The sequence below is a fragment of the Kangiella sp. TOML190 genome, from assembly GCF_023706045.1.
In the GTDB taxonomy this organism is placed as follows: domain Bacteria; phylum Pseudomonadota; class Gammaproteobacteria; order Enterobacterales; family Kangiellaceae; genus Kangiella.
On the sequence record NZ_BQYL01000001.1, the window covers coordinates 251420 to 269847 of the forward strand.

Annotated in this window: 15 protein-coding genes; 1 reads left to right on the forward strand and 14 read right to left on the reverse strand. The window is 46.4% G+C overall.

Translation table 11 applies throughout. The features are described from left to right. Positions 1-228 precede the first annotated feature (228 nt). Positions 229-1098, reverse strand: a complete 870-nt coding sequence (locus NFS34_RS01120) for a M23 family metallopeptidase (protein ID WP_251357999.1) — start codon at positions 1096-1098, stop codon at positions 229-231. A 194-nt stretch (positions 1099-1292) separates the two neighbouring features. On the opposite strand from NFS34_RS01120, the gene NFS34_RS01125 reads away from it, so the two are divergent. Continuing rightward, the gene (locus tag NFS34_RS01125; protein ID WP_251358000.1) at positions 1293-1607 is read left to right on the forward strand and encodes a DUF721 domain-containing protein; all 315 of its coding nucleotides are present in this window, start codon (positions 1293-1295) and stop codon (positions 1605-1607) included. 182 nt (positions 1608-1789) lie between these two features. Here the strand turns inward: NFS34_RS01125 and lpxC are convergent, their stop codons facing one another. The 13 genes from lpxC to NFS34_RS01190 form a co-directional block, all read right to left on the reverse strand. Beyond that, on the reverse strand, positions 1790-2704 hold the full coding sequence (lpxC, locus tag NFS34_RS01130) for a UDP-3-O-acyl-N-acetylglucosamine deacetylase (protein WP_251358001.1): 915 nt from the start codon (positions 2702-2704) through the stop codon (positions 1790-1792). 375 nt (positions 2705-3079) lie between these two features. After that, entirely contained in the window at positions 3080-4261 is a 1182-nt protein-coding gene (ftsZ, locus tag NFS34_RS01135) for a cell division protein FtsZ (protein WP_251358002.1), read from the reverse strand. A 78-nt stretch (positions 4262-4339) separates the two neighbouring features. Beyond that, on the reverse strand, positions 4340-5566 hold the full coding sequence (gene ftsA, locus NFS34_RS01140; RefSeq protein ID WP_251358003.1) for a cell division protein FtsA: 1227 nt from the start codon (positions 5564-5566) through the stop codon (positions 4340-4342). A gap of 10 nt (positions 5567-5576) precedes the next feature. Next, positions 5577-6392: a cell division protein FtsQ/DivIB gene (locus NFS34_RS01145; protein WP_251358004.1), complete on the reverse strand. Its 816-nt coding sequence runs from the start codon at positions 6390-6392 to the stop codon at positions 5577-5579. A 27-nt stretch (positions 6393-6419) separates the two neighbouring features. Beyond that, positions 6420-7388 carry a D-alanine--D-alanine ligase gene (locus tag NFS34_RS01150; protein ID WP_251358005.1) on the reverse strand — a complete coding sequence of 323 codons (969 nt, stop codon included), beginning with the start codon at positions 7386-7388 and terminating at the stop codon, positions 6420-6422. A 15-nt stretch (positions 7389-7403) separates the two neighbouring features. Further along, a complete protein-coding gene (gene murC, locus NFS34_RS01155) occupies positions 7404-8867 on the reverse strand; it encodes a UDP-N-acetylmuramate--L-alanine ligase (protein ID WP_251358006.1) in 1464 nt (487 codons plus the stop codon). Beyond that, complete coding sequence (murG, locus tag NFS34_RS01160; protein ID WP_251358007.1) at positions 8864-9985, reverse strand: undecaprenyldiphospho-muramoylpentapeptide beta-N-acetylglucosaminyltransferase; 1122 nt, start codon at positions 9983-9985, stop codon at positions 8864-8866. The genes murC and murG overlap by 4 nt, the downstream gene beginning before the upstream one ends. After that, the gene (ftsW, locus tag NFS34_RS01165) at positions 9978-11186 is read right to left on the reverse strand and encodes a putative lipid II flippase FtsW (RefSeq protein ID WP_251358008.1); all 1209 of its coding nucleotides are present in this window, start codon (positions 11184-11186) and stop codon (positions 9978-9980) included. The genes murG and ftsW overlap by 8 nt, the downstream gene beginning before the upstream one ends. Then, positions 11183-12535: a UDP-N-acetylmuramoyl-L-alanine--D-glutamate ligase gene (murD, locus tag NFS34_RS01170; protein WP_251358009.1), complete on the reverse strand. Its 1353-nt coding sequence runs from the start codon at positions 12533-12535 to the stop codon at positions 11183-11185. The genes ftsW and murD overlap by 4 nt, the downstream gene beginning before the upstream one ends. Before the next feature lie 36 nt (positions 12536-12571). Continuing rightward, complete coding sequence (gene mraY, locus NFS34_RS01175; protein WP_251358010.1) at positions 12572-13657, reverse strand: phospho-N-acetylmuramoyl-pentapeptide-transferase; 1086 nt, start codon at positions 13655-13657, stop codon at positions 12572-12574. Next, positions 13651-15117 (reverse strand): UDP-N-acetylmuramoyl-tripeptide--D-alanyl-D-alanine ligase, encoded by a 1467-nt coding sequence (gene murF / locus NFS34_RS01180; RefSeq protein WP_251358011.1) that lies wholly within the window; start codon positions 15115-15117, stop codon positions 13651-13653. The genes mraY and murF overlap by 7 nt, the downstream gene beginning before the upstream one ends. Continuing rightward, the gene (locus NFS34_RS01185; RefSeq protein ID WP_251358012.1) at positions 15114-16682 is read right to left on the reverse strand and encodes a UDP-N-acetylmuramoyl-L-alanyl-D-glutamate--2,6-diaminopimelate ligase; all 1569 of its coding nucleotides are present in this window, start codon (positions 16680-16682) and stop codon (positions 15114-15116) included. The genes murF and NFS34_RS01185 overlap by 4 nt, the downstream gene beginning before the upstream one ends. Then, positions 16675-18408, reverse strand: a complete 1734-nt coding sequence (locus tag NFS34_RS01190; protein WP_251358013.1) for a penicillin-binding protein 2 — start codon at positions 18406-18408, stop codon at positions 16675-16677. The genes NFS34_RS01185 and NFS34_RS01190 overlap by 8 nt, the downstream gene beginning before the upstream one ends. Positions 18409-18428 lie beyond the last annotated feature (20 nt).

Consider the following 18428-nt stretch of genomic DNA (forward strand, 5'->3'; position numbering starts at 1 on the left):
CCGATTTTAAACGATAAAGCCAATGATTGTACCGATAATCCGTCAGCTGTAAATGAAAAATCCGCAGATCCGACGTATGCTCGTCTGGGGCACTGTTAGAGCGCCCTTGCTTAGCTGCAAGTTATTAGTGTTTCTTATGGGGTTAAATTCGGTAAAAACAAGCCAAAACTCGTCAAAAAAGCACAAAAAAAGAGGCCTTACGCCTCTTTTTCAAATAATGACTAAACTTTAGTTTTTGATGTAACGATAGGGGTTGAGTTTACGACCATTTTTCATGATTTCATAATGCACGTGTGGGCCCGTAGAGCGGCCAGTATTACCCACTTTGGCAATAACTTGCCCTTTCTTTACCATGTCGCCTTTCTTGACCAACAATTCCTTGTTGTGGGCATAGCGGGTGCTAAAACCATCGCCGTGATTGATTTCAATGAATTTTCCGTATCCAGACTTGCTACCCACAGTGGTTACCACGCCAGCAGCAGTGGCAATCACTTCCGAGCCCGCTAACGCAGCAAAATCGATACCTGGATGCCAATCTTTTTTACCGGTAAAAGGATCCGCGCGATTGCCATAGGGCGAAGACAACCAACCTTTGACAATAGGGCGACCACTGATTTTTTGCTCGGCGTTGATGTCTTTATCAAATACAATTGCTTCTAGCGCACTTAGCTGTTGCTCTTTCTGCAAAATGTTGTTTTCGAGTTGGCTTAAGGTTGAAGCCACGTCTTCATACTGAGCATTGGACGCGTAAGGCGAGCTTTCAGCACCACCAATCGCTGGCTCTTGAGAAAAAGCAAATTCCTCAGCAATACCCATATCAGAAGCCACCCGATTGCCCATGGCATCTAAACGCAATAAGTGCGCTTGTAGTCCAGCAAGACGGCTAGACAAGGCTTGGATCTGCTGCTCGGAGCGTTCTTTGGCCGCCAATAACTCTTCTTTTTGAGTTACAAGCTCTTGGTTCCACTGCTTAATGGCAGATTCGCTAACCAAATCTTGCTCCATAGACCAACGCGTAATTACCACCGTTAAGGCGATCACTACTGCTAGGCTCAATACTGCGAGCATAGTCGTTGCCATTAGTCTCGAACGATTCATTTCTAAAGCTTTAATTCCTTGCTGCGTACTTTTGATAACTGTAATTCGCATCTACTCAACAATCTCAATCTGTGTCACCTTTTTTTACTCTATCCGTTGGCAAAATCGCCAGAAAAAGTGACAAAACCATCTTTATCAGCTTAAAATCTTAGCTGACACACAATTTAGCCCGAAGATAAACATCAACAAGAGCCATGAAGCGTCCATTCCGAGCTAAATCGGTGGCTGACAGTTTAGATAGGCCCATTGAGGGTCATTTAAAACAGCTACTCGATAAAGCTAAAAACCTTAAATCCATCTCTAGTGGCATAGAACAATTCTTGCCAGAAGAGTTACAAGCCCATTGCAAAGTTGCTCAAATCAACAGCGATGTGCTCACACTCTTCGCCGATAGCGCCGTCTGGGCGAATCGACTTAGGTACCTAGGCCCTGAGCTACTTACTCAGCTACGAGCCAATGGCTACCCTTCGCTAGTCAGTATCGACATTAAAATTCGACCTAACTTTTAATCTCTAGCCGGTAAATTATTACTGGCTGAAGTTACAGCATTTTGTTAAAAAAATCGAACAAAAGTAGCTACTAAGCTGTTGTTTTATTCGTTATCTTTTTACCAGCCTAAAGACGACAACTGGCGCCAATAAGCGCCAGTTCCCTTGTTCAGTTGTAACTTCGAGCAGTCAACATCAATAAGTTACGAAGTTAACGCCGGATTCATAATGTAGGAGATTGGCGCTGCTTTTTCATCTTCGAAAGTAGCCAATTCCCAAGCCGACTCATCGGCCATCAAACTCCGAATCAATTGGTTGTTCAAAGCATGCCCTGACTTATAGCCAGAGAAAGAGCCGACTAAGCTGTAGCCCAATAAGAACAAATCACCAATTGCATCTAAAATTTTGTGTTTTACAAACTCATCGTCATAACGCAAACCGTCTTCGTTTAACACACGGTAATCGTCCATCACGATGGCATTTTCTTGGCTTCCGCCCAACGCCAAATTGTTTTGGCGTAAAAATTCTATGTCCTTCATAAAACCGAAGGTACGCGCACGACTTACTTCTTTTACGAAGGAGGTGCTGGAGAAATCGATCACCGAAGTTTGTCGGCTTTTCTTAAAGACCGGATGATCGAAATCAATAGTAAAAGCGACTTTAAAGCCATCAAAAGGCTCGAAGATTGCGTACTTATCGCCATCTTCCACTTTCACACGCTTTTTAATGCGAATAAATTTCTTAGGAGCATTTTGCTCAGCCACGCCAGCAGATTGCAATAAAAATACGAATGGGCTCGCACTACCGTCCATAATCGGAACTTCAGGTGCGGAAACGTCGATAAAGGCATTATCAATACCCAAACCAGCCATTGCCGACAGCAAGTGCTCAACGGTCGAAATACGCACGCCATCTTGCACTAAGCAAGTAGACATAGTGGTATCACCCACATTATCCGGCTTCGCCTGAATTTCAACCACAGGATCAAGGTCAACACGACGGAACACGATACCATTATCAATTGGCGCAGGACGCAAGGTTAAGTAAACCTTTTCACCCGTATGTAAACCAACGCCAGTTGCTCGAATGGTCGTCTTCAAAGTTCTTTGTCGAATCATTCACTTCTCCACTTAGATACTGTTTTAGTCGCTAACAATCGTCAATTTCTAAATAAATCAATATCTTAGCTAAAATATAACGCTATTTTTAGCGCATATTAACATAAAGTTTCACTTGTTTGAACATTTTTTGAACATTTTTTGAACAAGTGTTTGAATTTTCTTTAGCCTAATTTTACATATGCTAATTGTCAAATAATTTTACGCGCCCTTCATAAGCTTGTACTCAAAGGTACAAATGCGAGATAAGGAGGGTTGAAGGGATCCACTCCTTATCTCTGTGAACCCTAATCCAGCGATTAGTTTCAAATTTCAGCCTATTATCAGGCCTCAATCTGAACCGTCGCTGACTAAAGTCAAAACAGCAAGGATTAACTAGTCCGCCTGCTTACGCAAGAAGGCAGGAATATCCAAGAAATTGTCCACATCGCTACCCACCGCCATCTTCTGTTGGGCCTCTTGTGCCATTTCTTCGCTGCTCGCGCCGGCTTGCTGGCGTAGAGCGGGAGGCAAGTCTAGCTTATTGTAGTCCATCTCACCGCTCGCTTTACGTGCTGTCTCTTGGTTATTGTTGCTCACCAAACGCATTCCCGCTTCTTGTCCTAAACCAGTAGCCACAACGGTGACCCGAATTTCATCACCCATTGCTTGGTCAATCGCAGTACCGACCACTACGGTCGCATCTTCATGCGCAATATCTTCGATCACTTCACACACTTCCGAGAACTCATCGATAGTGAAATCTTCGTTCGCAGTGATGTTAACCAAAATACCGCGAGCACCTGACAGATCCACATCTTCTAGCAATGGACTCGCCACCGCCATATCCGCTGCGATCTGCGCGCGACCTTCGCCTGAAGCAATGCCAGTACCCATCATCGCTTGCCCCTGCTCGGCCATCACGGTTCTTACGTCAGCAAAATCCACATTAATCAGACCAGGGCAAGTGATTAACTCGGCAATGCCTTGTACCGCACCATGCAAGACAGAGTTCGCTGATGCAAAAGCTTCGGTCAAACGTAAACCGGCAAACTGCGCCACCAACTTATCGTTAGGAATGATGATCAAAGAGTCCACTACATTTCGTAGCTCATCAATACCCTGCTCGGCCAGCATCATGCGCTTTTTGCGCTCAAACTTAAACGGCTTGGTCACCACGGCTACCGTCAGAATACCCATTTCTTTAGCAATCTCGGCAATCACCGGCGCCGCGCCAGTGCCAGTACCGCCACCCATGCCAGCGGTGATAAAGACCATATCCGAGCCTTGCAACACTTCCATCACCCGCTCGCGATCTTCCATGGCCGCCTGACGTCCCACTTCCGGGTTGGCGCCAGCGCCAAGGCCTCGAGTAATATTTTGACCAATTTGGATAGTGGTCTTGGCCGACGAAGCCGACAAAGCCTGTGCATCCGTATTGGCACAAATAAATTCAACACCATCGATGTTAGCTTGCACCATGTGCTCAACGGCATTGCCACCGCCGCCGCCAACTCCGACAACTTTAATGATAGCGCTGTTTTGGCAGCTATCGACTAGTTCAAACATATTAGGCATAACACTTCCCCTTCATTTCGTTTACCTGTTTCAAAAAACTCACTAAAAATCACTTACTACTTTTGCTTGTTTGATCGCTTACCAGCCACCAAACCAACTCTTCATGCGCTCCCACAAACCGTTAAAGTTAGTGGTATTGCGCTCACGATGATGACCCGCATCATCCTTGCCATAAAGCAACAAACCGACGCCGGTGGCATAAATCGGATTTTTCACCACATCCACCAAACCTTTGATGTGCTGTGGCATCCCTTGACGCACTGGCATGTGGAACACTTCTTCAGCCAACTCAATCACGCCTTCCATCTTAGAGCCGCCACCAGTAATCACCATGCCTGCCGCAATAATGCTTTCAAAGCCACTGCGACGGATTTCGGCCTGCACCAGCTCAAACAATTCGCTGTAACGCGGCTCAACCACGTCCGCTAAAATCTGTCGCGATAAGCGTCTTGGTTCCCGCTCGCCAACGCTAGGCACTTCAATCGTTTCGTCTTGATTAATCAATTGACGCAAAGCGCAGGCATATTTAATTTTAATTTCTTCGGCGAACTGAGTAGGCGTTCTCAGCGCCACCGCAATATCGTTTGTCACTTGATCGCCTGCGATAGGGATCACTGCAGTATGGCGAATAGCGCCGCCGGTAAAGATCGCAATATCAGTAGTGCCGCCGCCGATGTCGATAATGCAAACACCCAACTCTTTTTCATCATCCGTCAAGACAGCATGACTCGAGGCAAGCTGTTCTAAAATCACATCCTCAGTTTCAAGACCACAACGAGCAACGCATTTGGTAATGTTTTGCGCAGCCGAAACCGCTCCAGTTACCATATGCACCTTGGCTTCCAATCGAACGCCAGACATTCCCACTGGCTCGCGAATGCCCTCTTGGTTATCGATGATGAACTCTTGTGGTAGCACGTGCAGGATCTTTTGATCCGCTGGAATGGCTACTGCTTTAGCAGCATCGATCACGCGCTCAACGTCGGACGAGCCAACTTCGTGATCTTTAATTGCCACTATGCCGTGCGAATTTAAACTTTTAATGTGGCTGCCCGCGATGCCGGTATAGACCGAATGGATTTGGCAACCCGCCATCAGCTCAGCCTCTTCAATCGCTCTTTGGATAGAAGCCACAGTAGATTCGATATTCACCACCACCCCTTTTTTCAGGCCGCGCGACGGATGTGAACCAATGCCGATAATATCGACTGAATCATCGCCGCTGACTTCACCTACAATCGCCACTACCTTAGAAGTACCTATATCAAGGCCGACAATTAAACGTTTTTCCCCAGATTTTGACATCGCTGTTTACCTATTGCTTTGTGTCACTTGGTAGCGCTGGCTCCTGCCAGGAAGCTACTAAACCGTTTTGATAACGTAAATCCAAATAAGCCAAAGGCGCTTTTTTGTATTGCTTTACCAAATCAAATTGTTCGATCAATCGTTGCAATCGTTCTGCAACCTGAATTTTGCCAAGCTTAACGATAACTCCATCGTTAAGCTCCAAACTAACAGCGCCGCGATCAGTCAGTTGCATCGACTCAATACGCAATTGCTTTTGATCCAGTTGCTGCTGATAATCTTGCAACAGATCCGTTAACTCAGCCGCCATCGTCTCAGGACCACTTAACACCAACCAGTTTTCTTGCGGCAGCTCGTTGGGATAAAACACATGGCCTTGTGTCGACACCACCCCATTAGCGCCCCAATAGGCAAGTGGCTCGTGTTCTTCAATCTGCAAGTTCAACGTTTCTGGCCAAACTTTTCTAAGCTGCACTTTCTTTACCCAAGGCAAAGCCAAAATATCCGCTTCTGCTTGTTCAATGTTCATCGAGAAAAAGCCTCGATCCTCAATCGCTTGAAACGTTTGGTACAGCTCCTGCGCTTGGGTGTATTCTTGGCCTTTGACCTCAAGCCGATTAAGCGGAAACCAATTACTGGTTTCCAATCCGATTAACCACACCGAAATACCAATAAGCGACAACGCAAAAACCGCACCAGCGAGCAAGCCTAAGAGCCACTTCATGGAGTTTTTAACCGTTAACCAAGACGCAGAAACTGATTGAGCCACGCCTGACGAGCTCTTTGCAGTTTTTCTAACGTTTCTTTGGTTATGCTTTTTTGCCATCTGCCTGTTCTTTTACCTTTGTCTACCTTATTTACGTTCAATAAAACTGGTATCTAAAATTTTTAATACCAAAGATTCAAAACTCATTCCCGCAACTTTTGCCGCCTTAGGCACCAAGCTGGTTTGGGTCATACCTGGAATGGTATTGACTTCCAATAAAACCCAGTTTCGAGTCACTTTGTCGCGCAAAAAATCTACTCGCGACCAGCCGTGACCATCCACCGCATGAAATGCCTTTAAGGCAATCGCTTGTAGCTGCGCTTCTTCTTTGGCACTTAAACCGCTGGGGCAATGATATTGCGTGCTGCTCGTTTGATATTTTGCTTCATAATCATAAAAATCATTGGGCGTGATCATGTGAATACTCGGTAGCGCCTTATCACCAAACTCTTTACCACTAAGAATAGCAACGGTAAATTCATCGCCATCCACCCATTGCTCTAACATAACTTCTTTATCAAACTCACTGGCCTTAGCTACCGCCTGTTGCAACTCTTCAACATTGCTGGCTCTTGCCATACCAACGCTGGAGCCTTCGCGGATCGGCTTGACCATGACGCTGCCACCCAAAGAGTCCAGCAAGCTTTGTGCTTCGCTATCGCTTAACGCTTGGGTAGCAACCATCACATGCGGTGCCACTGGCAAGTCCAAGGCTTTCCAAACCAATTTGGTTCTCAGCTTGTCCATGGATAAGGCCGAAGCGATTACCCCGCAGCCCGTGTAGGCAATACCCTGTAATTGCAAAAAGCTTTGAATCTGACCATCCTCACCGCCACGCCCATGCAGCGCATTCCAAGCGCGATCAAAGCCACCCTCAACAATCGCCGCCAAACCATCTTGTTCCGGATCCACCGGATGAGCATCCACCCCAGCCTCAATTAAGGCTTTCAACACTGCCGCTCCGGTAAGCAATGAAATCTCACGCTCTGCAGAAAAACCGCCGAGTAATACAGCAACCTTGCCGTATTGTGATTTCATTTCTGGTTTCAGACTCATTGGTTGTTGACTCTCCTATGTTTCTTTGTCATTGCTGTCTAATTGCATACCCAATGACGACCATTTGGGCGCTAAGCCGCCCACATTGCCCGCGCCTTGCGTGAGCACCATATCGCCGTCTTGTAAAACGCCCGGTAACACCTTTTCTAGCTCTTCCTGATCTTCGACAAAAATTGGATCAATTTTGCCGCGCTGACGAATGCTAAAACATAGCGAACGACTGTCAGCGCCCGCAATCGGCTCTTCGCCAGCGGGATAAACTTTTAACAACAGCAAAACATCCACTTCCGATAACACCTGACAAAAATCTTCATACAAATCACGCGTTCGGGTATAGCGGTGTGGCTGATAAACCATCACCAAGCGGCGCTCTGGCCAGCTCTGGCGCATGGCTTTAATGGTCGCCTCCACTTCTTTGGGGTGATGACCATAATCGTCCATCAAACCAATTGTCATACTGTTCCCATCAGCATTGTTAACTTGATAATCGCCATAAATTTCAAAGCGACGACCAATGCCACCAAAGTCAGCTAAGGCTTTTTGAATGGCTTCATCAGCAACTCCGTCTTCCGTTGCCACCGCGATAGCGGCTAGCGCATTTTGTACATTGTGTTGCCCTGGCAAATTCAAACGAATCTCTAACGCACCAGAATGTCCACGCCGCACCACTTTAAAACGGCTTTGGGTACCGACTTGTTCAAAATCAACCGCGCGCACATCGGCTTTAGCGCTAAAGCCGTAGGTGACAATTGGCCTAGTTACTCTTGGGATCAGATTTTCCACCGTTTCATCGTCGATGCACAAAACAGCCAAGCCATAGAAAGGCAAATTATGCAAAAACTCGACAAAGTTATTTTCCAAAACTTTAAAATCACCACCGTAAGTTTCCATATGATCAGCATCAATGTTGGTGACAATTGAAACCATCGGCTGTAAGTGTAAAAACGAAGCGTCGCTTTCATCCGCTTCTGCAATAAAGTAACGACTAGTTCCAAGGCGAGCGTTGCTGCCAGCGCTGTTAAGCAAACCGCCAATCACAAACGTTGGATCCAAACCGCCTTCGCCATAAATACTGGCGATTAAACTAGTGGTCGTGGTTTTACCATGAGTGCCCGCAACCGCCACGCCATGTCGATAACGCATCAATTCCGCTAACATTTCTGCCCGTGGCACGATCGGAATCCGTCTATCGCGGGCCGTAGCTATCTCGGGATTCGATTCTGAAATCGCGGTCGAGGCTACCACTACGTCCACATCCAAAACGTTGTTGCTACGATGGCCAAAAAAGATTTCTGCGCCCAGTTCTTTTAGTCGATCAGTTACTCGCGATTGGCGCAAATCCGAGCCTGAAACCTGATAACCTAAATTGACCAATACTTCAGCGATACCGCTCATGCCAGCGCCACCGATGCCGACAAAATGGATCCGCTTGATGCGACGCATCTCAGGAATTTGTTGCATCATCGCAGAGTTATTCATACTTCCTCTCCTTGCGCGCCGTCTGACTTTGAACTAACGCCAGCCGCTTGAATGCAGTAATCAGCTACCTCTTGGGTGGCATTGGGCATAGCCAAGCTTTGAGCTTTCTGGGCCATCTCTACTAGGTGTTTTTTATTATTCGCTAATGCGGTAATTTGCTCGGCTAAACGTTGCGGTGACAAATCGTGTTGCTGAATAATTACCGCTGCACCTTGATCAGCAAGGTAGCGCGCATTGTGTGTTTGATGGTCATCCACCGCATGCGGGAAAGGCACAAACACTGCCGCGCGACCTGCCATTGCGACCTCTGCAACGGTTAAAGCCCCAGCACGGCAAATCACCAGATCCGCCCACTCATAGGTCGCCGCCATATCTTCAATAAACTCCAGCACTTCAAAAGTCAGGCGCTCGTTAGTTGCCGCCTGATAAGCGGCTTCGACTTCCGCCGCCTTGCCGCGACCCGATTGATGCTTAACATCAATAAGCAGACCATGATTCACAATATTTAATGTCTCTGGCACTTTCTGGTTAAACACCTGCGCGCCCAAACTGCCGCCGACAACTAACAGATTAACTTTCCCTTCTTCCGCCGACGGAAGCGATTGCTTTGCCTTTTCGTAAATATCTTTGCGCACTGGATTGCCAGTGGTTACCACTTTTTTGGCATTACCAAAAGCGCCGGGATAAGCCTGCAAAGTAAATTTGCTGACTTTGTGCAGCAGCTTATTGGTCATACCCGCAATGGCATTTTGTTCATGAATAACCACTGGAATGCCGCACAGCTTTGCTGCCAAACCACCTGGCCCGCTAGCAAAACCGCCCATACCCAGCACCACGTCAGGTTTAACTTGCTTGATAATTTTCTTGGCAGCCATCACGTTCGAGGCAATGGTAAAAGGCGCTTTCAATAACGACACGAGTCCTTTGCCACGAATACCTTTGACAGGCAGTAAGCTAATTTTAATGCCATGATTGCTGACAATGGTTTCTTCCATACCACCTTCAGAGCCAAGCCAGTGCAAGTTCCACCCTTGGTTTTGCAAATAGTGACCAACAGCTAATGCTGGGAAAATATGACCGCCAGTGCCTCCTGCCATTAGAAGAATTGTTTTACTCATTTTCTCCTCCATAGGCTCGTTTAACAGCACTGTATTCATGTTCTTTACGTCGAATTTCAAAATCGATCCGCAGCAAAATCGCCACCGCCATACAGCTAACGATCAAGGCATTACCACCATAACTAATAAAGGGTAATGTTAAGCCCTTGGTTGGCAAGGCACCGCTCGCCACACCAATATTGATTATCGCTTGCAGACTTAACCAGAAGCCAAAGCCGTAGCATAAATAGGCAGAGAAATACTCTTCCATCTTCAAAGCGCGGCGACCAATTGATAAGCAGCGCATAAAGATAATCACAAACAGCGCTATCACCAGCATTACGCCAATAAAACCAAATTCCTCGGCATACACCGAGAAAATAAAATCAGTATGCGACATCGGTAAATAAGACAGTTTTTGTAAGCTGTTGCCAAGCCCAACACCAAACCAATCACCACGACCAAAGGCTATTAGCGATTGCACCAGTTGATAACCACTGCCAAATTGATCCGCCCAAGGATCTAAAAAGCTGACCAAGCGCTTAACTCGATAGGGAGCTTTTAGCACCACCACCGCCATCACAGCGCCAACGCCAAGACTTAAAGTCACAAACTGCCATAAGCGAGCGCCCGCTAAAAACAGCATGGCCAAAGCAGTCGCTACAATCACCGCCGAAGAGCCAAAATCTGGTTGTAGTAACAACAAACCGACAATCAAGGCAATCAAAATGAGCGGCTTCATAAAACCTTTGACTTGCGTTTGCAGTTCATCACTGCGACGCACCAAATAACCAGCTAAATAAATTACCGAGAAAAATTTCATCAGTTCCGCAGGTTGCAGCGTCAATGGTCCTAAACCTATCCAACGCTTACTGCCGTTAATCTCACGGCCAATGCCCAACACCGCAATCAGTAAAACGATACCTAGCAGCAAGAAATAAGGGCCATAGACTTGCCAGAAGCGGGTTTCGAGCTGTAATACACAGACCGAAGCAGTTAGCGCAATTAGCAAATAAATCCCATGACGAATTAAGAAGTGGTACTCATTGCCATTCATGTTGTCTTCGGCATACGGCATCGAACTTGAAGCGACCATCACTAAACCAATCGCCAATAAAATCACCACAGGTCCCAGTAGCCAAGGATCGAGTTTGGTGCGCGGATCGGACACTTGCCACTGCTCGACAAAATCCCCCAACTTTAAGAAGTTTTGAGCCATCATGCTAAGGCCCTCACTAACTTCATAAACTTATCGCCACGTTCTTGATAGTTGTTAAACATATCCAAACTGGCGCAAGCTGGTGACAATAACACCAAACAATTTTCTAAAGATTGTTGTTTAATCAATTGCTGAGCTTTAACTAAAGCTTGAGCAAGATTGGCCACCAGATGACTTTTTTCTGGAGCCAGTAGTGTTAACGTCTTGCCGTCTTTACCAAAGGCCACTAGCTGACTTACCGATTGATTAAGAGCAGGCGCTAAAGGCTCAAGGTTTGCATCTTTAGCATCACCGCCAGCAATCAAAATCATTGCATCAAATAGCGGCGAAAAACTTTCTATTGCGGCTAATGTTGCGCCTACATTGGTTGCTTTAGAATCGTTGATGTAGGTCACGCCATTTTTTACCGTCACAAACTGACAGCGATGCTCTAGTCCTGAGTAGCGCTTAGCCGCTTCAAGCACTGGCTGGTTAATTTCAATATCTGCCGCTTCGAGTAAAGCAAAAGCGGCAGCTAAATTTAAGCCGTTATGAGTACCTTGTAAGCGTAGCTCATTTAGCGCCAAAACCTTCTCACCACTTCGCTCAATAGTTTTGCTTTGCGTATTCACTTGCCAAGTTACCAGCTCATCATCGCCATCTTCAGATGGCACTAAGCCAAATTCCAACTGCTGATCCATCAAAGACCAAGTCTGTTCATCGTTATGGTTGATAACGGCTGTTTTGGCACGACGGTAGATCCGCTGTTTAGCGTCGATATAGTCTTGGTAAGACTGATAACGATCCAAATGATCTTCACTTATATTTAAAATGGTCGCTGCCAAAGGTTGCAGTTTATAAGTCGTTTCCAACTGGAAACTGGAAAGCTCAAGCACTATAAAATCTGCATCCGACTGCAATAAATCCAAAGCCGGAACTCCGAAATTGCCACCAATTTCTGCGGTTTTTCCGCTAGCATTAATCAGCTGCGCCAGCAAATCGGTCACGGTACTTTTACCGTTAGAACCGGTGATCGCAATCACCGGCTTATTGTTCATTTGCGCAAACAGTTCAATATCGCCAATGATCTTAACGCCCTGCTCTCGCGCTTGTTGGAATTCAGCGGTTTGCACTGAAATCCCAGGGCTCACCACCAATTCATCAAACTCAGAAAATTTACTCTCATTCCACAACAAATAACTGTTTGGCGCTAGCGCCTCTAACTCAGCTAAACCTGGCGGCTCAGTACGAGTATCCATCACTCGAAACGCTTGGCTTTGGCTTTGCAAAAATCGCGCCACCGACAAACCCGTCTGACCCAAACCTAGGATCAAACGTTTTTTATCGACTAACACTTTATCTTGCACTGCCATATCCAATTCGACCGTCTCTCCAGTTACTCAATACTTCTAGCGAATTTTCAAGGTCGCTAAACCTACTAACACCAACATCAGGGAAATAATCCAAAATCGCACTATCACTCGTGGCTCCGGCCAACCCTTTAACTCATAGTGATGATGCAGTGGTGCCATTCTGAAAATACGTTTACCTGTTAATTTGTAAGAACCCACCTGCAACATCACAGATACGGTTTCGATCACAAAGACCCCGCCCATGATAAAGAGCACCAGCTCTTGTCTTACCATGACCGCGATAGTTCCTAAGGCAGCACCTAAACCCAAAGCCCCGACATCACCCATAAACACTTGTGCCGGATAGGTGTTGAACCACAAGAAACCCAAACCCGCGCCAACAATAGCGCCGCAAAAAATCACCAATTCACCAACGCCATTAATGTAAGGAATTTGTAGATAATCCGAGAAAATCTGGTTACCGGTGAGGTAGGCAAAAATACCTAAGCCGCCAGCTACCAATACCGTTGGTAAAATAGCTAAGCCATCCAAACCGTCAGTTAAATTAACCGCATTGCTGGTGCCGACAATCACAAAATAGGTTAGAAAGATAAACATGATTCCCAACTGCGGCGCTATGTCTTTAAAGAACGGTACCAACAACTGGGTTTCAGCAGAGTTTTCTGGCGCGGTATAAAAAAGGTAGACGGCGATACCAGCGCCTAACACCGATTGCCAAAAATACTTCCAACGCGCAACAAGCCCTTTAGGATCTTTGCGCACCAACTTAATGTAGTCGTCAGCTAAGCCGACTAAACCAAAACCGACAATGGCGGCCACGGCGACCCAAATGTATTTATTGCTTAAATCGCCCCACAAAACCGCGCTTAACACTATCGCCACAATAATCAGTGCACCACCCATAGTTGGGGTGCCAGCTTTACTCAAGTGGCTTTGCGGTCCATCATCACGTACCGTTTGTCCGATCTGATAGCTGCTTAATTTGCGGATCATGGTCGGACCCACTAACAAGGAAATCCCCAGCGCGGTTAAGACACTTAAAATGCCGCGCATGGTCAAATATTGAAAGACATTAAAGCCCGAATAGTATTGTGATAAATATTCCGCCAACCAGGTTAGCATGGGTCACCTCCCCCTAATAAATGATGCTCATCCTGATTTTGTGATTCGGTAGTTGCCACCAAAGCATCTACCACCTGCTCCATTCGTGCGCTGCGCGAGCCTTTTACTAAAATATTATGCTCGGCTGTCACGCTATTTTTTAGCTCCGAAATCAAGCCTTGCTTATCGCTAAAGTAACTGCCATTTGCACCAAACGCTTCGACACTAAAGCGACTAAAATCACCCCATGCGTAAAGCGCGCTGAGTGCTTTTTGTTTTGCGTAAGCACCTACTTCGCGGTGATACAATTCGCTCTCATCGCCTAGCTCAGCCATATCGCCAAGGACCAAACAGTTAACGCCTGACAAGCCCGATAACAAGTCAATCGCCACCTTGACCGAAGCCACGCTAGCGTTGTAGGTATCGTCAATAATTAAACTGCCGTTTAGGCCTGGCTTACGATTTAAGCGCCCTTTGACTTCGCCAGCCGCTTCTAAACCTGCTTTAATTGCTTCAACACTGATCTCAAGACTGGTCGCCAAAGCCGCTGCCACTAAAGCGTTAGAAACCTGATGAATGCCCGGCGTAACCAGTGTTATCGAAGTCTTTTGATCTAAAATGGACAATTCGAAACTGGCATTGCCTTGCTCATTCAGTGCGATCTCTTCAGCCCAGATATCAACTTGCGTAGCAGCCTTATGGGTCAGTGCATTATCACCGCCAATAGTGGGTATATTATGGCGAGAAACGGTTAATTTCTGACAACCGATTTGCTCGAGTTGCTGCAAATACTCTTCAGAGAAATCACTATCTAAATTCACAACCGCACAGCCATCAGCCGCAAGCGCTTGATAAATCTCGCCTTTTGCTATGGCCACGCCTTGAACGCTGCCAAAACCTTCGATATGTGCTGGCGCAACGTTATTGACTACGGTCACATTTGGCTTAGCAATGTCAGCGCAATAGGCAATTTCACCTTGATGGTTGGCGCCCATCTCAATCACCGCAAATTTTTCGCGACCGGTTAGCCGCAGTAAGGTAAGCGGCACCCCAATGTGATTATTAAAGTTACCTTGTGTCGCTAACACCTGCTCTGGCGTTTCAACTGCCTGCAATAAAATCGCGGCTAACATCTCTTTAACGCTGGTTTTGCCGGCACTGCCAGTGATCCCCACCACTTTAGGGTTAACGATAGTTCGCACTAAGTTTGCCAGCTGCCCTAAAGCAGTTTCAGTATTTTTAGCCACAACTTGCGGTAAATCCGTTGCTACTGGCTTTGAAACCAGTAGCGCTATCGCGCCTTGCTGCTCAGCTTGCTCGATAAAATCGTGAGCATCAAAGTTTTCCCCAACCAAAGCTACAAATAAACTGTTTTTCGCTTGCACGCGAGTATCAGTAAAGACCTCGCTAACAGTTAAATCGTCACCAACTAACTGACCATTCACTGCTTGGCAAACTTGCTTTAGGCTAAGCTTGATCATGCGCTCGCCTCCAGCAATTGGTTAACCGTTGCTAAATCACTATAGGGCAGCTTTTCATGACCAATTTCTTGGTAATCTTCGTGCCCTTTACCCGCGATCAAAACCATATCAGTGGCTGCAGCTTCACGGTAGCAAAGCTCTATCGCATCTTTTCTAGGGCTAACATACGGAATAGTTTTATCAAGCATATCCGCCCGAACCATTTCGACAATCGCGGCAGCATTTTCGGTGCGAGGGTTATCGTCGGTTAAAATCACCTTATTGGCATTTTGCTCAGCAATGGATCCCATCAAAGCGCGTTTACTTGGATCACGATCGCCACCGCAACCAAAGACACACCATAGATTTCCTTGGCAATGATGGCGCAAAGTTTGCAAAGCTTTTTCAAGCGCGTCAGGCGTATGCGCATAATCAACCACCAAAGTGGCTTTATCGGCTTTTGCAAACTGCTGCATCCGTCCAAGCACCGGCTTAACGCCATTTAGCGCCACGATCCATTTGTGTAAATCACCGTTTAGACAACCTAAAATGGCCGCCACTGCCAGCAAATTAGACAAATTAAAATCACCCAATAAACTGCTGTGTAAACGACCCGTGCCCCAAGGTGTGGTCAAGTCCGCATTAATCCCTTTCAAGTCAAAAGATTCGTTGCTACTGACCACCCAATCACCATCGAAATCGGCTAAGGGTTCTTGTGGTTGTTGTTGACGACTAAAAGCAATTTTCTTAGCGCTAATTTGATCATCCAATAATAAACGGCGGCCATAACTATCATCCGCATTAATCACTGCGTATTGCACTTCTTTGCGCAAAAATAACTGACGTTTGGCTTGAAAATAGGTTTCCATATCGCCGTGATATTCAAGATGGTCATGACTTAAATTGGTAAAAACCGCCAGATTAAATTTCAAACCATTCACACGTCCTTGATCCAGTCCGTGCGACGAAACTTCCATCGCTAAATGGTGATAACCCTTAGCAAGAAATTCACTCGCCAATTGCTGAATGGTGACCGGATCTGCGGTAGTATTTTTGCTCAATTCTAAAGATTGAATATCGCCATTGCCTAAAGTGCTCAACAACAAAGTTGGCTTATTCAAAATCTGCAAAGCTTGCGCGACTAAATAAGCAATACTGGTTTTACCATTAGTTCCAGTGATCCCAATCAGCGACATTTTTTTAGAAGGAGAACCGTAAAACTTCCCGGAAATACGGCTAACTTTGTTGGCTAAATTGGGCACTGGAACCATGGTAACGGAAGTCTCATGCTCTTCCGTCTCTTGCCGGTTGTCATCGTGCAAGTCGTTAATGTAAGTTTCTAAATTGTCTGCTTCCGCAACGATAGCTATTGCACCCTTGGCTATCGCGGCCGCAATAAATTGGCGGCCATCGGTTTGCACTCCAGGGTAAGCTAAAAACACATCGCCGGCCTTAACTTGGCGGCTGTCTAAGCTTATGCCAGTAACTTTAATTTGCTTCAAATTCAAAGCTTTGAGCTGCTCTTTTTTCAGCGAACCTTTTAAGATTTTTTTCAAGCTGATGGAATTTTTTGGCTTGCTAGTCATGTAGCACGCCCCCCACCGCCAGTGAATTCATTTGATCAGGCGCCACATTCATTAAGTCCAACGCCTTATTAGCGACTTTGGAAAAAACTGGTGCCGAAACTGTGCCGCCGTAATAAGAATCGCCCGCGGGTTCATCCACCATCACAACTATCGCCAACTTAGGATCGGTCGCGGGCACTAAACCCGCGAATACGGTTACATACTCGTCACCATAGCCGCCCGTGCGTGCTACTTTTCTTGAGGTTCCGGTTTTACCAGCTACTCGGAAGCCCTCGACTTTAGCGCGGGTTCCAGTACCGCCAGTGGCGACCACGTTTTCCATCATCCGCACCACATCTTTCGCAATTTTTGGCTTGATAACCTGTTCGCCCTGCTCTAAGCCCGACTGTTTCAAAATGGTCAAAGGACGTTTAACCCCATCGGCACCTAACACACTGTAGGCTTGTGCCAATTGAATAGCGCTGACTTGGAAGCCATAACCAAAGGAGAAAGTCGCCTTCTCAATATCTGACCAATTATCGCGTGGACGCATCACGCCTTTGGCTTCGCCTTGAACCCCTAATCCGGTTATTTTCCCGAAGCCTACTTTATGAAAGCTGTCTAAAAATTCTTGATCAGACAAGGACAAGGCGAGTTTAGAAACTCCCATATTGCTGGATTTTTTGATAATCCCAGCCAGATCTAAAACCCCATAATTTCGATGGTCTCGGACCGGTCGGCTGTTTAAATACATTCTTCCTGGTGAAGTATCCACCGTCGAATTAGGTTGATACTTACCACTTTCCAAAGCACTGACTACCGTCAAAGGTTTAACCGTCGAACCGGGTTCAAATAGATCGCTAATGGCGCGATTTCGCGTCATCGCCGGAAAGCGCGAGTCGGAACGATTAGGATTAAAAGACGGTTGACTGGCCATGGCCAACACCTCACCAGAATCCACATCGACTACCACAACCGAGCCACCTTTGGCGTTATGGCTTAGCACTGCTTTTTTTAGTTCTTTATAAGCGATGGATTGAATGCGTGAATCAATGCTTAGCTGCAAATCATTTCCTTGCTCAGCTTCGGCTAACACGCCACGCTCTTCGACCACCCGACGATAAAGATCGACCACCACTTTTTCTTTGCCTGGCTGGCCAGTCAGGTAGGAGTCAAAGGCTTTCTCAATACCTTCAATTCCTTTATCATCAACACCAGTAAAGCCCACCAAATTGGCCGCAACCTCGGCGCTTGGATAATAGCGACGGTATTCAGATTTTAAGTTCACGCCTTTAATCGCTAACCGCTTAACGTATTGGGCAACGTTCGGATCTAGGTGACGCTCGAGCCATACAAATCGCTTGTTAGCCCGCTCCATCAGCCAAGCATTAATGGCTTTTTCATCTTTATTTAGCGCCGCGATAAAGGCTTTCCACGATTTAGAGTTCAAGACGCCTTTATTTTCAAGCAAGGTTTTAGGATCGAGCCATATCGACTCAATCGGCACCGAGCGCGCCAATTCTTCGCCATTGCGATCTAAAATCAAGCCACGGTGAGATGAAATACCTTTAATCCGAACCGAGCGCGAATCGCCAGCTTTAGCGAGATGGTTCGAATTAACCACCTGCAAGTAAGCCGCGCGTCCTACTAAACTGAAAAAACACAAACACACCACCGCGATCATGGTGTAGTAACGCCATGTGCACAATGGTACGGTTTTCAGCTTGCGGTTACGTGTTTTCTTCACGACTCTTAACCAGTCTCTTC

What these genes read in the sequence shown, in the direction of transcription:
- NFS34_RS01120 (WP_251357999.1), bottom strand. Translation starts at nt 1,098, where the DNA reads ATGAATCGTTCGAGACTAATGGCAACGACTATGCTCGCAGTATTGAGC.
- NFS34_RS01125 (WP_251358000.1), top strand. Translation starts at nt 1,293, where the DNA reads ATGAAGCGTCCATTCCGAGCTAAATCGGTGGCTGACAGTTTAGATAGG.
- lpxC (WP_251358001.1), bottom strand. Translation starts at nt 2,704, where the DNA reads ATGATTCGACAAAGAACTTTGAAGACGACCATTCGAGCAACTGGCGTT.
- ftsZ (WP_251358002.1), bottom strand. Translation starts at nt 4,261, where the DNA reads ATGCCTAATATGTTTGAACTAGTCGATAGCTGCCAAAACAGCGCTATC.
- ftsA (WP_251358003.1), bottom strand. Translation starts at nt 5,566, where the DNA reads ATGTCAAAATCTGGGGAAAAACGTTTAATTGTCGGCCTTGATATAGGT.
- NFS34_RS01145 (WP_251358004.1), bottom strand. Translation starts at nt 6,392, where the DNA reads ATGGCAAAAAAGCATAACCAAAGAAACGTTAGAAAAACTGCAAAGAGC.
- NFS34_RS01150 (WP_251358005.1), bottom strand. Translation starts at nt 7,388, where the DNA reads ATGAGTCTGAAACCAGAAATGAAATCACAATACGGCAAGGTTGCTGTA.
- murC (WP_251358006.1), bottom strand. Translation starts at nt 8,867, where the DNA reads ATGAATAACTCTGCGATGATGCAACAAATTCCTGAGATGCGTCGCATC.
- murG (WP_251358007.1), bottom strand. Translation starts at nt 9,985, where the DNA reads ATGAGTAAAACAATTCTTCTAATGGCAGGAGGCACTGGCGGTCATATT.
- ftsW (WP_251358008.1), bottom strand. Translation starts at nt 11,186, where the DNA reads ATGATGGCTCAAAACTTCTTAAAGTTGGGGGATTTTGTCGAGCAGTGG.
- murD (WP_251358009.1), bottom strand. Translation starts at nt 12,535, where the DNA reads ATGGCAGTGCAAGATAAAGTGTTAGTCGATAAAAAACGTTTGATCCTA.
- mraY (WP_251358010.1), bottom strand. Translation starts at nt 13,657, where the DNA reads ATGCTAACCTGGTTGGCGGAATATTTATCACAATACTATTCGGGCTTT.
- murF (WP_251358011.1), bottom strand. Translation starts at nt 15,117, where the DNA reads ATGATCAAGCTTAGCCTAAAGCAAGTTTGCCAAGCAGTGAATGGTCAG.
- NFS34_RS01185 (WP_251358012.1), bottom strand. Translation starts at nt 16,682, where the DNA reads ATGACTAGCAAGCCAAAAAATTCCATCAGCTTGAAAAAAATCTTAAAA.